Below are 13,149 nucleotides of genomic sequence, written 5' to 3'. Positions count from 1 at the left end.
CACCCCAGCCCTCCCCCGCAAGCGGGAGAGGGAGCGCACCTTCTCTGCGATGACCGTCTCCGCGATGACTGTCCGACCTTACAGGATCGCGCCTTAGCGCGGCTTGGGCATGCGCTTGAACTTGACGCTCTTGCCGTCGGCCTGCCGGGTGGCGATGTAGCCGGCCTCGAGGCACGCCTCGCGCTGCGGCATCTTCTCCTGCGGGCTGCGCAACGTCTCCCACCACGACGCCCGATGCGCGGCGCGCGGCAGCGCCGCGTCGATGATCGCCTCGATCTCCTCGAAGGTCAGCACGAATTCGGGCAGATGCTGCTTCTTCAGATAATCCCGCAATGCGTCGTAGTCGTTCACAACGTCCTCGATGACAAAAATCCGGCAACCACCCGTTAACCCATTCGGCGGCTGCTGTCGCCATTTAAGGCGACAACAACATTTCCCGATGCATGACGGCGCTTTGGAGCGGGACATGCGATTTCGGCGCGGAAAGGACGCAAGGCGGCGCTGGCGGCTATCGGCAAAGCTGCTGATCGCCTCGTCGGTTGCGACCGTCCTCGGCTTCTCCGCGGTCTGCGCCGGCGTGATGTTCGACATGCGCCGCGGCGAGGAGGAACTGGCCCGCCGCACCCTGGAGAATCTGGCGTCGGGCATCGAGGCCGACATCAGCCGCAACATCGAGCTCTACAACCTGTCGCTGCGCGCGGTCGCCAGCAATCTCGAGATGCCGGAGATCCGCAACATCAGCAAGGAACTGCGCCAGCTGATCCTGTTCGATCACGCCGCGACCGCAAAACATTTCGGCGCGATCCAGGTGTTCGACACCAAGGGCAATTTGACCATCGACGCGGCGAGCCTCGATCCGCGGCCGGAGAACCGCAGCGACGAGGAGTATTTCACGGTCCAGCGCGACAATCCCGATGCCGGCCTTTACATCAGCCGGCCGATGCTGCATCGCGGCGCCTACGCCATCGTGCTGAGCCGGCGCATCGTCGACGACGCGGGCCGCTTCCTCGGCGTCGTGGTCGGCTCGATCCGCTTCAGCTATTTCCACGATCTGTTCGGGCGGCTGAACCTCATGCCGGGCGACACCATCACCGTGCTGCGCAACGACCGCACCATCATTATGCGGACGCCGTTCGATCTCGACGTGATCGGCAAGAACCTCGCGGAGCAGCTGGACTGGAAGGCCGAGAACCTGAAGGCGGGCGGCGCCTTCTCGGGCAAGGGCCCGGTCGACGACACGCCGCGGCTCTATGTCAGGCGCAGCAGCTCCGGGCCGCTTTACGTGGTGGTCGGCAAGCCGCTCGAAGCCGTATTCAACCTCTGGCGCACCGAGGCCATTCGCATCGGCGCGATCATGGCGTTTCTGATCCTGTTCGTGCTCAGCGCAACGCTGGTCCTCGCCCGCGAGATCGTCCGCCGCGCCGACGCCGAGGACAAGCTCGAGGAGATGGCGACCACCGACGCCCTCACCGGCCTGAAGAACCGGCGCAAGTTCGACGGCGAGATCGAGCGCGAGTGGCGCCGTGCCGGCCGCTACGGCCAGCCGGTCGCGCTATTGATGATCGATGCCGATCATTTCAAGGCCTACAACGACACTTATGGGCATCAGGCCGGTGACCAGGTGCTGGTCGGGATCGCGATCTGCATTTCGGACGCGGTGCGCCGCGCCGGCGATTGCCCGGCGCGCTTCGGCGGCGAGGAATTCGCCGTGCTGCTGCCCAGCATGACCGCGCTCGAGGCCTTCAATCTGGCCGAGACCATCCGCCACAAGGTCCAGCAATGGTGCGCGGGCGAACTGATCACGACAGTCAGCATCGGCGTCGCCAGCATGCGGCCGACCGCGGGCCAGCAATGGTCCGACCTGATCGAGGCCGCCGACAAGGCGCTCTACGCCGCCAAGGCCAACGGCCGCAACCAGTCGGTGCTCGCAACCGTGCCGAAGATCGCGCTGGTGGCGTGAGGGGCCAAGCGGCTGCAAGATACCGGGCTTCACACGCAATCAGTTAGACACGGAGCTCTCTCCACATCGTCGTCCCTGCGAAAGCAGGGACCCATAACCACGGGGCTTCGTTGCAGAAGCCCGCTGTGGCTCCAGCGTTATGCAGCAGCAAGCATTGGTGGTTATGGGTCCCGGGTCGCGCTGCGCTTGCCCGGGACGACACTGAGTTTGTTGCGGCGTCGAGACTCATACATCGGCATTCTGAACGCTGCGCCGCCGCCGGCGCCAGCTCAGCCGCGCCGCTTCTTCTTTGGCTTCTTGCCGAACTTCGGTTTCGCCGACACATCCGGCCACTGTGTGACGCCGCCTTGGCCCGACTTGCCCGGATGCTTCTTTTTCTTCCCGAACCGTGGCTCGTCGCCGGATTTCGGCCTGAAGCCTTTTCCGTCCCGATCGGATCGGAACGAGTCCCTGGATTCCTTCTTTGACGCGTAGTCCTGGCGCGAACCGCTCGCGCCTTCGCTCGAAAACGCCCTGGCCTCGCGATCCGGCTTGCCGCGCCGCTTTCCTGCCCCCTCGTCGCCGCGTGGCGCGCTGTATCCGCCATCGTCATTGTCGCGCCAAGGATGGTGCCTGGGCTTGCGCGCCGGCTTCTCGCGCGCCTCGCCCTGCGGCGCATCCGCCAGCGGCTCGATGCGGATGCTGTCTTCCTTGTCCGGACGCTTGATCTTGACCGCGAAGGAATCCGCGACCCGCGCGGCGATCTCGAACTCGGTGGTCGTGTCCATGATCTTGATCGCGCCGATGTCGCGCTTGTCGATGCCGCCACGGCGGCAGATCATCGGCAGCAGCCAGCGGGCTTCGGCATTCTTCCGGCGTCCGATCGCGGCGCGGAACCAGACGGTCGCCTCCTCCATGCCATGACGCGCGGAGGACTTGCCGGTCTTCGATCGCGGCCCGGCGGCACGATCATCGCGGCGCGAGGCGCGCTCGCCGCGGCGATCGTCGCGGTCCCGGCCGCGTCCCTCGCCGGGATCGAGAATGTCTTCAGGCGCCGGCAGCCGCGCGCGATAGAGCCGGGCAAGCGCTGCGGCAATCGCCTCGGGCGAGCGTTCGGCGAGCAAGGCCTGCGCCAGTGCCTGATCATCTGATGTCGCCTCCTCGGAGAACACCGCATCCTGCAGCAGGCGATCATGGTCGAGCTTGCGGATCTCCTCCGCCTGCGGCGCAGAGCCCCACACCACATCGATACCGGCGAGATCGAGCAGCAATTCGGCGCGCCGCCGCCGTGCCGGCGGCACCAGCAGGATGCTGACGCCCTTGCGGCCGGCGCGGCCGGTGCGGCCCGAGCGATGCTGCATGACCTCGGGATCTTTCGGCAAATCCGCGTGAATGACGAGATCGAGGCTCGGCAGGTCGATGCCACGCGCCGCGACGTCGGTCGCGACGCAAACCCGCGACCGTCCGTCGCGCAACGCCTGCAGCGCCTGGGTCCGCTCGTTCTGGGTCATTTCGCCCGACAGCGCGGCGACGGAGAACCCGCGCTCGAGCAGCGCCGCCTGCAAATGCCTGACGGCCTCACGGGTGTTGCAAAACACCAGCGCGCTCGGCGCCTCATGGAAACGCAGCACGTTGACGACCGCGTGCTCGACATCGTCGGCAGCCACCCGGATGGCGCGGTACTCGATATCGGCATGGCCGCCCTCGTCACCGGCGACCTCGATCCGGAACGCCTGCTCTTGATACTGCTTGGCGAGCGCAACGATGCCGCGCGGGAACGTCGCCGAAAACAGCAAGGTGCGGCGGGCGTCCGGCGTGGTCTCGAGGATGAATTCCATATCCTCGCGGAAACCGAGATTGAGCATTTCATCGGCCTCGTCGAGCACGACGACCTTGAGTTCCGAAATGTCGAGACGGCCGCGCCGCAAATGGTCGCACAACCGGCCGGGCGTCCCGACCACGATGTGGGCGCCCTCGGCCAACTCGCGCTGCTCGCGGCGCGGGTCCATGCCGCCGACACAGGAGACGACGCGGGCATCGGCGTGTTCATAAAGCCATGCAAGCTCGCGCTGAACCTGCAAGGCGAGCTCGCGGGTCGGCGCGACGATCAGGGCCAGCGGGGCGGCAGCCGGCTCGAACCGCTCGGCGCCGTCGAGCAGGTCCTTTGCCATGGCCAAGCCGTAGGCAACGGTCTTGCCCGAGCCGGTCTGGGCTGAAACGAGGAGATCGCGGTCCACGGCGTCGTCCGCGAGCACGGCGAGCTGGACGGGGGTCGGCTGATCGTAGTTGCGCTCAGCCAAGGCGCGGGCGAGCGGCGAACTTGTGGTCGGAAAGGGCACGAGATGGGAAACCTTGATTGGTCCGGGCGCAGAACGTCGAGCGGGACGACCTGAAGCTGCGTACCCGGCAGGCGGCACAGCCGCATGACGATTTGGGGTGCTTTACGCCAAGACCGACCAAATCGCCATGCCCCCGTCGCAGAAAAGCTGGCGCGGATCAGGCTGGCTGCCCGATCGGGCCGTAGGGCCGGTCAGCGCGATGGCGGGTGACGGCTTCGCCTGACTCGCAAGACCCGTCTGATCGGCGAGAGCCGCCGCTACTTGCCGCCTTGGCGCATTTGAGAGGTCAAGAGGGAACGACAGCGGGACGAGCGCCGTCGTGGCACTCCTCTTGACGCTACATCACTTCGCCTTGAGCGCCTTCTCGTGGCTCTCGAGCGCCGCCGTCATCAGCTTCGGCAATTGCGCGGCATAGACCTCGATGAAAGCGGCATCGCCGCAGGCCTCCGGATCGCGCGCGGCCTGCTCGGCAACGCGCGCGGCCCTGGCCTCGCATTTCGCGAACATGTGCCAGAACCAGTCGGCATTCTTGCCGAGTGCCGGCTTGTTCTTCTTGATGACGGCGGCGCCGACCGCGCTCATCGCGCTGACGACGCCGGCGCCCAGCGTACTGATGGCGCGTGCGTTAAGGATGTCCTCGCGCCCTTGCGTGGTGGCATTGGTCGCGGTCGCTCGTCCCTTGGCCGGCATGCTGTGAGCTCCTTCGATCCCTGCGGCGGATGCAGCATCGGCCGCGGAAGTTGAGGAAGGCTCAAGGGGCATGGTTGAAAACCGCTATGGATTTCATTCCGGTTTTATGCACTTCCGAGCGATCGGGCCTGGAGGGGAGTTCTGCCCTCTCCTCCGCCGCGGGAATCCGTCAGGTGCCGTTACCCTTTGGCGCCGTAGCGGCGGATCAGCTGATCGGCGACATCATCGAGATCAGTGCCGACGACCTGCGGCTGCGGGCCGACGCCGAGCACATCGTTACCGGGACGCTTGATCAGCGCGGCCTCCCAGCCGGCGGCGACAGCGCCCAAGGTGTCCCAGGTGTGGCAGGCGATCAGGCAGAACTCTGAGGGCTTTGCCCCGAGCTCCTTCTCGACATAACCATAGGCCTGCCGCGACGGCTTGTGGTGCTTGACGCCGTCGGCCGAGAAGCGCCGCTCGAACAGATCGACGATGCCGCCATGGGTCAGCTGCCGGGTCTGCACCTCGAGCAGATTGTCGGTCAGCGTGAACAGGCGGAAGCCCGCCGCGCGCAGCTTGCGCAGCGCGCCGGGCACTTCGCCGTGCGGCGGCATGGTGGAGAATTTCTCGGTCAGCTCCTGCTTGTCGGACTCGTTGATCCTGATGCCGCGGGTGTCGGCCAGCATCTTCATGACCGCGGCGCCGATATCGGTGAAGGGCACGTAGCACCCGGCCACCGTGAGCGAGGCCGAGTACATGATGAAGTTGGCGAACCACAGCCGCATCGCGCTCTTGTCGTTGAAGATGCGCGCGAACACCGGCTCCATGGTCTCGAGGTCGAGCAGGGTTTCGTTGACATCGAACACAATCAAGGGAAGTGCCGCCATTTTGTTGGACTCCTGTCGTTTGGTTTTTGCTGGTCTCAGCCCCTGTCCTTCATCCGGCTGCGGTGCGCAGCCTGCTTGGCGCGGTTGCCGCAGATCGCCATGCTGCACCATCGGCGCGCCCGCGCCCGCGTGTGGTCGGCAAACATCAGCGTGCAGGCCGGGCCCTCACACGCCTTGATGTCGGAGAAGCTTTCCTCGCAGACGACCCTGGCCATCGCCTCGCCGATCGGCAGCAGCAATGTTTCGGCCGAGCGCCAGCGCCGCGTCCGCTCCAGCGCGAAACCGTCATGGCCGTCATCGCCGTCCTTTTGGCGATGCGCCACGATCCGGCTGAACGCCTGATCGCTTTCCAGCAGCCGGTTCAGCGGCTCGAGCTCCTTGAGCGCCCGCGGCGTCAGCGGCCGGCCCATATGCTTGCGGACGAAGCCGCGGAACCATTCGCGCAAATCGCGGGCCTGACCGGCGGCGTTGTCGAGCTCGCCAGGCGTCGCGCGCGCCTTGAGCTCGTCGAGCACATCGGGCGGCACCAGCTGCGCCTGCGCGAGCCAGCGCAGCAGGCCGTCGCCATCGGCGATCCAGTCGACCGGTGTATCGACCGGCGTCGCGATCGAATTGATGAAATCGAGGCCCAGGCTATCGGCGATGAACATCGCGGGCGGATGGGATTGCACGGTGACGCCCTCCTGGCGGCTTCCTCAGTCGCGAAAACAGTAACCTGATAAAATGCATTTGACAAGTTACTCGGCATAAGCCATAAGCGCGATAACCTATCAAACTTCATTTTAGAGGTTACGGCCGAAACCGGACTGAAACGAGGGAGCGGACAATGTCGAACGAGAATGTCAGCGTGGTGCTTGCGCGTGGGCCGATGGCTCGAGCTGGGCGCGGGTGATCACGGCGCTCGACGCCGAGGGCATTACCGCGGTGTCGGCGCCGCTGCCCCTCACCTCGCTCGCCGACGACATCGCCGCGCTGAACCGGACCCTGGACCGCGTCGCGGGCCCGGTGGTGCTGGTTGGCCATGCCTATGCCGGCGCCGTGATCGCCGGGACCCGCTCGCCGCGCGTGAAAGCGCTGGTCTATGTCGCGGCGCTGGCGCCGGATGAAGGCGAGACGGTCGCCGACGTGTTCTACCGGCTGCCACCGCATCCGTTCGCGCCCAAGCTCGCGCCCGACGCCAATGGCCTGATCTGGCTGCCGGAGTCCGCTTTCGCGGCGGCCTTCGCGCAAGGCGCGCGGTCCGAGGACCTCGCGGTGCTCGCCGCGGTGCAGCGGCCGATCTCGCCGGCCTGCATCACCGTGCCGGTCGGCCGCCCGCTGTGGAAGGACGTCCCGAGCTGGTTCCTGGTTGCCGAGGACGACCGGATGATCGCGCCCGAGACACAGCGCAGCATGGCGGCGCGGATGCAAGCGACCGTGCGTTCACATCCTGTCGATCATACCCCGATCGTCACCGCGCCGAAGCTCGTCACCGACATCATCCGGGAGGCGGTCGAGAGCGTTACAGAGCACTGACCTCTTCCCACGATTTCGGACAGGAGAGCTGCCATGCAGGAGAAACGTCTCTCGGCCGACCGGCTCGGCGCGTTTTCCGACGCGGTGATCGCCGTCATCATCACGGTGATGGTGCTGGAACTGAAGCCACCGGAGGGCTCGCGGTTCGCCGACCTGCTGCCGCTGTGGCCGACCGCGATCAGCTACGCGGCGAGCTACCTGTTCATCGCGGTGATCTGGGTCAATCATCACCATCTGCTGCATCTGGTGCGGCAGCCGACGCCGCGGCTGATCTGGCTGAACTTCGTCCACTTGTTCGCAGTCTCCCTGCTGCCGTTCGCCACCGCATGGGTCGCGCGATCGCACATGGCCGCCGCGCCGGTGGTGGTCTATGCGGTGATCTTCCTCCTGATCGACCTCGCCTATCTCGCCTTCGAACGCGCGGTGCTGGCGCAGGCGGACCAGAGCGCGATCTCCGAGCGCGTGCGAACCTGGACGCAGCGCCGCACGCTGCTCGCGCTGCTGGTGTTCGCGGCCGGCGCCGCCATCGCCCCGTTCATGCCGCTGCTGGGCTTTGCCACCGTGTGCTGCGCCCTGCTGCTCTATCTGCGTCCCGAAGCGATCAGCGGGCTCGCCAAGCAAATCAAATCCTAAGTCCCAGAACTCACCAGCGCACGACCAAAAGGAGTGACAGATGTCTCAGGTCAAGTACCGCACCGCCGATGTCGATGGCTTTAACATCTTCTATCGCGAAGCCGGTTCGCCCGGCGCGCCGAAGCTGCTGCTGTTGCACGGCTTCCCGAGCGCGGGCCATATGTTTCGCGATCTGATCCCGCAACTCGCGGACAAGTTCCACATCGTGGCGCCGGATTTGCCAGGCTTCGGCCAGTCGGACATGCCGCCGCGCGACAAGTTTAACTACACCTTCGAGCGCATCGCCGGCGTCATCGATCGCTTCACCGAGGTGATCGGCTTCGATCGCTTCGCGGTCTATGTGTTCGACTATGGCGCGCCGACCGGCTTCCGCCTGGCGGTCAGGCATCCGGAGCGGATCACGGCGATCATCTCGCAGAACGGCAACGCCTATGAGGACGGCCTCAGCGACGGCTGGACGCCGATCAAGGCCTATTGGCAGGATCCCTCGCCGGCAAACCGCGACGCCCTGCGCGCCTTCCTGACGCCCGACACCACGCGCTGGCAGTACACCCACGGTACATCGGATCCGCAAACGGTGTCGCCGGACGGCCAGAACCTCGACAATTACTACATGGCGCGGCCGGGCGCGCACGACGTGCAGCTCGATCTGTTCGGCGACTACAAGAGCAACGTCGCGCTCTATCCCACCTTCCAGACTTACTTCCGCACCCACCAGCCGCCGTTCCTCGCGGTGTGGGGCAAGAACGATCCGTTCTTCCTGCCGCCGGGCGCCGAGGCCTTCAAGCGCGACAATCCGAAGGCGGTTGTCAAATTCCTCGACACCGGCCACTTCGCGCTGGAGACGCATGCCGCCGAGATCGCGCTAAGCATTCGCGACTTCCTGAGCCGCTGACGTCAAGCGCGCCGATCCATCGGGGAATGCACATGACCAGATCCGTCGCCATCGTGACCGGCGCAAGCTCCGGCATCGGACGCGCTACCGCGCTGCGGCTCGCGCGGGATTTTTCCGCCATCGTGCTCGTCGCGCGCAGCGGCGAGAAGCTGCGCGAGGCAGCTCAGGAGATCGAAGGTCGTGGCAGCACGCCGTTGGCGCTCGAGCTCGATCTCTCCACGCCCGATGCCGCCGATGAAGTGGTCAAGACCGCGCTGGATCGCTTCGGCCGCATCGACGCGCTGGTCAATGTCGCCGGCGCGGTGGCGGGACTCGATCTGTTCGAGATGACCGATACGCAATGGGACGCCGGCCTCGCGCTCAAGTTCCACGGCGCCAGGCGGCTGACGATCCGCGCCTGGGACGCGCTGAAAGCGTCGCAAGGCGCTGTCATCTTCACCTCAGGCAATGCCGCCGTGCTGCCGCGCGCCGGCGCCGCGGCGGTGGGCACGATCAATACCGCGATCGAGGCACTTGCAAAAGCCTTCGCCGAGCGCGGCATCGACGACGGCGTGCAGGTGAACTGCGTGTCTCCAGGCGCCGTGATGACCGGACGCCGCCTCGCGATGCTGGAGAAGGCCGCGGCGGCAAAGCAGGTGGATCTGGATGCCGCCAAGGCCGGCTTCCTCAGGCAGGCCGGGATCAGGCGGTTCGGCACGCCGGAGGAGATCGCCGACCTCGTCGCCTATGCCGTGTCGCCGCCGGCCCGCTGGATGACCGGCACCGTGCTGCGCATGGACGGCGGCGAGATCAGATCCGTTTGAGGTCGCGCGCCTACGCCGCCGTGACGCGCCAGATCACGTTGCCGACGTCGTCGGCCACCAGCAGCGAGCCGTCGGGGCCGAGCGCGACGCCGACCGGGCGGCCGTACGACACCTTCTCGTCGGGCGCGAGGAAGCCCGACAGGATGTCGCGCGCCGGCCCTGCGGGACGGCCGTTCGCGAACGGCACGAACACCACCTTGTAGCCCGACAGCGTCGAGCGATTCCACGAGCCGTGCTGGCCGATCACCATGCCGTCGGGGAATCCCGGCAGCGTGCCCTGCGGCATCCAGCACAGGCCGAGCGAGGCGGTATGGCCGCCGAGCGCGTAGTCCGGCTGGATCGCCTTGGCGACCATCGCCGGATCCTGCGGCACGCGATCGTCCACCGTCTTGCCCCAGTAGCAATAGGGCCAGCCGTAGAAGCCGCCGTCGCGCACCGAGGTCAGATAGTCAGGCGGCGTCTCGTCGCCGAGGCCGTCGCGCTCGTTGACGACGGTCCAGAGCACATTGGTGGTCGGCTCCCACGCGATGCCGACCGGATTGCGCAGGCCGCCGGCGAAGATGCGGCTGGTGCCGGCGACGAGATCGAGCTCGTAGATCGCGGCGCGGCCTTCCTCGACCGCAAAACCGCTCTCGGCGATGTTGCTGAGCGAACCGACGCCGGCATAAAGCTTCTTGCCGTCGGCGCTCGGCAGCAGGCTGCGCGTCCAATGCCCGTCAGGCTTGAAGCTGACGAGCTTGCGTCCCTGCGCGGTGATGCGATCGGCGCCCGCGGCATAGGGAAACGCTACCACGCCGTCGGTGTTGCCGACATAGAAGGTGTCGCCGACCAGCGCCATGCCGAACGGCTGGCTCAATCCTTCCATGAAGGCACCGCGGCTTTCGGCGACGCCGTCGCCGTCACGGTCGCGCAGCAGCGTGATGCGGTTGGCGCTGACGCCGAGCGCCGCGGCGCGCCGCATTGTCGCCTGCATCGCGTAGTGGAAGACGCTGCGCGGCGTGCCAGCGATCTGCGTTGCCTCCGCGATCAGGACATCGCCGTTCGGCAGCACGTTGATCCAGCGCGGATGATCGAGCCCGGCCGCAAAGGCGTTGACCTTGAGCCCGGGCGCGGCGACCGGCTTCTGGTCCTTGTCCCAGCCCTGCGCCGTCGGCATCTTGAGCGTCGGGATCGCGCCCTGCGGCTTGGCCTGCGGGATCTGCGGCGCGCTGCCCCAGGCCGGCGCGGGCTGCGCGCCCTGCATCCGCCGCCACGCCAAGGCGCCGGCCCCGATCGCCGCGACGACGCGGGCAAAAACTCCAGACGTGCTCATGAACTTCCCCTGTATTTGCGCCGTGTTAGCGAGCCTTGTCATTCCCTTGCCGGCCGGCCGCGGCCCCAGCAGCATTCGCATAATGCCGGCCCTGATGACAGTAGTTATACGATCTTCGCAGCCGCGCACGAATCGGGGAGACTGGCTGCACGCTCCCTTGTCAGGGCGTTTTCCTCCCTGGACCTTGCCCGCCGCAGTGGCGGGCTTCCTTTTACGAACCGCCCCGGTTTTTCGAGGCGCCGCTCGCGCATGCGCCGTTATAGCCATAGAAGCATAACGGGCCGGCGACGGATATATGCTGCCGTGCAGAGCCCGGCCGGAGCACAAGTCCCCTTCACAGGATCCTGATCCGACGCTCACGCAGATTTGCCCTTGCGAGATGCATGGCAGATCAGGAACGCCGCTCCATGGCGGTCGTTGGTCGGGACACCAGCAAGGAGAGTGTGAATGCAACGAAAGACCAAGATATTGTCCCTCGCCGCGGCGTCCCTGATCGCAACAACGGCAGGCGCGTTCGCACAAGGCTACTATCCTTACGGGAACCCTGGTCCGAGATATTACGGCGGCCCCCGCTATCAGGCCGTGCAGCCTGATGTGATGTACTCTCCGGCGGAGCCGGGCTGGTACGGTTCATTCAACGGCACCAACCATCCAACGCCGAGCTCGACCCAGGGCGACGTGGGTCCTGAAGGGAACAACAACGGTACGCTGACCGGCGTCTACAGGCGCTGGTAGCCACGCAAATTTAAGGCCCGTCGCTCAGCTTGAGCGACGGGCCTTTTTTGCTGTTCCACGTTCCACGTATGCAAAACGTGGGAACGTGAGGTTCGACTTTTCTGCTGAGGCGTTACTTCACCATCGCGCCGTAGACGATGTCCTGCACATTCTCGCGATAATATTTGCGCAGTTCGCCCGGTGCCGCGGTTCCCACCACGACGACAAGGCGCTCCTTCGGATCGCAGAAAAACTGCGTGCCGTAGGCGCCGTTCCAGGTGAACTCGCCGGGATTGCCCGGCACCGACGACAGCCCCTCGCCGGTCCGCACCGCGACCGACAGCCCGAAGCCGAAGCCGCCGCGATGCGGTTCGACCGCGGCGACGTTGTTCTTGATCTCGGGCCCGAGATGGTTCGACGTCATGTGATGCACCGTCTTGGGGCCGAGGATGCGCTTGCCGTCGAGCTCGCCGCCATTGAGCAGCATCTGTCCGAAGCGCAGATAGTCGCCGACGGTGGCGAACGAGCAGGCGCCGCCGCAATCGAACCTGGTCGGCGTATCGAGCAGCTTGATGGCTTGCGGCTTGCCGGTGAGCGGATCGTTGGGGAACGGACGGGCCAGCCGCGCGCGCTGTGCGTCGGCCGGGTGGAACGTCGCATCCTTCATGCCGAGCGGCTTCCAGACACTGGCCGCGAGATAATCGCCGAGCCGCTGGCCAGAGACCTTCTCGACGACGGCGCCGAGCACGTCGATCGAGAAGCCATATTCGAACTCGGTGCCGGGCTGATGCACCAACGGCAGCTGGGTGATGCGGTCGATGAAGGCCTGGGTATCGCCCTCGACCGCCGGCGCGGTGCCGTCGGGATAGAGCCGCGCCAGTGCGCTCGAGCTGTCGGGCCGGCCGCCATACATCAGGCCGGAGGTGTGGCGATAGAGATCGTGGATGAAGATCGGCTGCGCCTGCGGCTCCATCTTCAGCGAGCCGTCGGCCTGCTGCACGCCGACCTTCATGTCGGCGAACGCCGGATAGAACTCGGCGACCTTGGCCTGCAGCGGCAGCTTGCCCTGCTCCATCAGCGTCAGGCCCGCGACCGCCGCCATCGGCTTGGTCATCGACGCCAGCGCGAACACCGCGTCGATCGGCATCGGCGTGCCCTTCACCGGATCGAGCTGGCCATACGCCTTGTAATGCACGAGCTTGCCGTCGCGCGCGATCGCCACCACGGCGCCGGGCACGCGCTTGGCCGCGATCTCGCGCGCAAAGAAGTCGTCGAGCCGCGCCAGCCCCTGCTCCGAGAAACCGACCTGGTGCGCCGACGCTTCCGGGAGCGGCGCGGCGTGGGCGATGCTGACAGCAAGACAAGTGGCGGCGGCAGCCGCGGCAATGACGGTTTTTCTCATTGTTTCCTCACCGGGGACCGCGGGCGATTTGTTATGGCGTT

The 13,149-nt window shown here is 66.3% G+C and carries 13 protein-coding genes; 6 read left to right on the top strand and 7 right to left on the bottom strand.

Annotated features, from left to right (window positions below; genetic code table 11):
• Nucleotides 1-93: 93 nt before the first annotated feature.
• On the bottom strand, nucleotides 94-351 hold the full coding sequence (locus tag AC1VNY_RS38655; protein ID WP_028338908.1) for a DUF7662 domain-containing protein: 258 nt from the start codon (nucleotides 349-351) through the stop codon (nucleotides 94-96).
• A gap of 115 nt (nucleotides 352-466) precedes the next feature.
• Between AC1VNY_RS38655 and AC1VNY_RS38650 the strand changes: the two genes are divergently transcribed.
• On the top strand, nucleotides 467-1,960 hold the full coding sequence (locus AC1VNY_RS38650) for a sensor domain-containing diguanylate cyclase (protein WP_482409096.1): 1,494 nt from the start codon (nucleotides 467-469) through the stop codon (nucleotides 1,958-1,960).
• Nucleotides 1,961-2,229: 269 nt separating this feature from the next.
• Here AC1VNY_RS38650 and AC1VNY_RS38645 read toward each other — a convergent pair whose 3' ends face one another.
• From AC1VNY_RS38645 to AC1VNY_RS38630, 4 genes are all read right to left on the bottom strand, one after another.
• Complete coding sequence (locus AC1VNY_RS38645; protein WP_482409095.1) at nucleotides 2,230-4,278, bottom strand: DEAD/DEAH box helicase; 2,049 nt, start codon at nucleotides 4,276-4,278, stop codon at nucleotides 2,230-2,232.
• Nucleotides 4,279-4,620: 342 nt separating this feature from the next.
• Nucleotides 4,621-4,968 carry a hypothetical protein gene (locus AC1VNY_RS38640; protein ID WP_482409094.1) on the bottom strand — a complete coding sequence of 116 codons (348 nt, stop codon included), beginning with the start codon at nucleotides 4,966-4,968 and terminating at the stop codon, nucleotides 4,621-4,623.
• A 179-nt stretch (nucleotides 4,969-5,147) separates the two neighbouring features.
• A complete protein-coding gene (locus AC1VNY_RS38635) occupies nucleotides 5,148-5,834 on the bottom strand; it encodes a haloacid dehalogenase type II (RefSeq protein ID WP_482409093.1) in 687 nt (228 codons plus the stop codon).
• A 35-nt stretch (nucleotides 5,835-5,869) separates the two neighbouring features.
• On the bottom strand, nucleotides 5,870-6,484 hold the full coding sequence (locus AC1VNY_RS38630; protein ID WP_482409098.1) for a CGNR zinc finger domain-containing protein: 615 nt from the start codon (nucleotides 6,482-6,484) through the stop codon (nucleotides 5,870-5,872).
• A 238-nt stretch (nucleotides 6,485-6,722) separates the two neighbouring features.
• On the opposite strand from AC1VNY_RS38630, the gene AC1VNY_RS38625 reads away from it, so the two are divergent.
• The 4 genes from AC1VNY_RS38625 to AC1VNY_RS38610 are packed head-to-tail and all read left to right on the top strand — an operon-like array spanning nucleotide 6,723 to nucleotide 9,680.
• Nucleotides 6,723-7,349: an alpha/beta fold hydrolase gene (locus AC1VNY_RS38625; protein ID WP_482409092.1), complete on the top strand. Its 627-nt coding sequence runs from the start codon at nucleotides 6,723-6,725 to the stop codon at nucleotides 7,347-7,349.
• 33 nt (nucleotides 7,350-7,382) lie between these two features.
• Nucleotides 7,383-7,982, top strand: a complete 600-nt coding sequence (locus AC1VNY_RS38620) for a TMEM175 family protein (protein WP_411782851.1) — start codon at nucleotides 7,383-7,385, stop codon at nucleotides 7,980-7,982.
• A 40-nt stretch (nucleotides 7,983-8,022) separates the two neighbouring features.
• Nucleotides 8,023-8,877: an alpha/beta fold hydrolase gene (locus AC1VNY_RS38615; RefSeq protein WP_482409091.1), complete on the top strand. Its 855-nt coding sequence runs from the start codon at nucleotides 8,023-8,025 to the stop codon at nucleotides 8,875-8,877.
• Between the two features lie 32 nt (nucleotides 8,878-8,909).
• Nucleotides 8,910-9,680: an SDR family oxidoreductase gene (locus AC1VNY_RS38610; RefSeq protein WP_482409090.1), complete on the top strand. Its 771-nt coding sequence runs from the start codon at nucleotides 8,910-8,912 to the stop codon at nucleotides 9,678-9,680.
• A gap of 10 nt (nucleotides 9,681-9,690) precedes the next feature.
• On the opposite strand, the gene AC1VNY_RS38605 is transcribed toward AC1VNY_RS38610, so the two are convergent.
• A complete protein-coding gene (locus tag AC1VNY_RS38605) occupies nucleotides 9,691-10,992 on the bottom strand; it encodes a PQQ-dependent sugar dehydrogenase (protein ID WP_482409089.1) in 1,302 nt (433 codons plus the stop codon).
• A gap of 447 nt (nucleotides 10,993-11,439) precedes the next feature.
• On the opposite strand from AC1VNY_RS38605, the gene AC1VNY_RS38600 reads away from it, so the two are divergent.
• Nucleotides 11,440-11,727 carry a hypothetical protein gene (locus AC1VNY_RS38600; RefSeq protein ID WP_075969423.1) on the top strand — a complete coding sequence of 96 codons (288 nt, stop codon included), beginning with the start codon at nucleotides 11,440-11,442 and terminating at the stop codon, nucleotides 11,725-11,727.
• 112 nt (nucleotides 11,728-11,839) lie between these two features.
• Here the strand turns inward: AC1VNY_RS38600 and AC1VNY_RS38595 are convergent, their stop codons facing one another.
• Nucleotides 11,840-13,108: a serine hydrolase domain-containing protein gene (locus tag AC1VNY_RS38595; protein WP_482409088.1), complete on the bottom strand. Its 1,269-nt coding sequence runs from the start codon at nucleotides 13,106-13,108 to the stop codon at nucleotides 11,840-11,842.
• Nucleotides 13,109-13,149 lie beyond the last annotated feature (41 nt).

This window comes from Bradyrhizobium ferriligni (assembly GCF_056837965.1).
This window is presented reverse-complemented; position numbering and strand designations above follow the sequence as displayed.

Excerpts from the sequence above, each read along its gene's own strand:
- AC1VNY_RS38650 (WP_482409096.1), top strand. The coding sequence starts at position 467 with ATGCGATTTCGGCGCGGAAAGGACGCAAGGCGGCGCTGGCGGCTATCG.
- AC1VNY_RS38640 (WP_482409094.1), bottom strand. The coding sequence starts at position 4,968 with ATGCCGGCCAAGGGACGAGCGACCGCGACCAATGCCACCACGCAAGGG.
- AC1VNY_RS38635 (WP_482409093.1), bottom strand. The coding sequence starts at position 5,834 with ATGGCGGCACTTCCCTTGATTGTGTTCGATGTCAACGAAACCCTGCTC.
- AC1VNY_RS38630 (WP_482409098.1), bottom strand. The coding sequence starts at position 6,484 with ATGTTCATCGCCGATAGCCTGGGCCTCGATTTCATCAATTCGATCGCG.
- AC1VNY_RS38620 (WP_411782851.1), top strand. The coding sequence starts at position 7,383 with ATGCAGGAGAAACGTCTCTCGGCCGACCGGCTCGGCGCGTTTTCCGAC.
- AC1VNY_RS38615 (WP_482409091.1), top strand. The coding sequence starts at position 8,023 with ATGTCTCAGGTCAAGTACCGCACCGCCGATGTCGATGGCTTTAACATC.
- AC1VNY_RS38610 (WP_482409090.1), top strand. The coding sequence starts at position 8,910 with ATGACCAGATCCGTCGCCATCGTGACCGGCGCAAGCTCCGGCATCGGA.
- AC1VNY_RS38605 (WP_482409089.1), bottom strand. The coding sequence starts at position 10,992 with ATGAGCACGTCTGGAGTTTTTGCCCGCGTCGTCGCGGCGATCGGGGCC.
- AC1VNY_RS38600 (WP_075969423.1), top strand. The coding sequence starts at position 11,440 with ATGCAACGAAAGACCAAGATATTGTCCCTCGCCGCGGCGTCCCTGATC.
- AC1VNY_RS38595 (WP_482409088.1), bottom strand. The coding sequence starts at position 13,108 with ATGAGAAAAACCGTCATTGCCGCGGCTGCCGCCGCCACTTGTCTTGCT.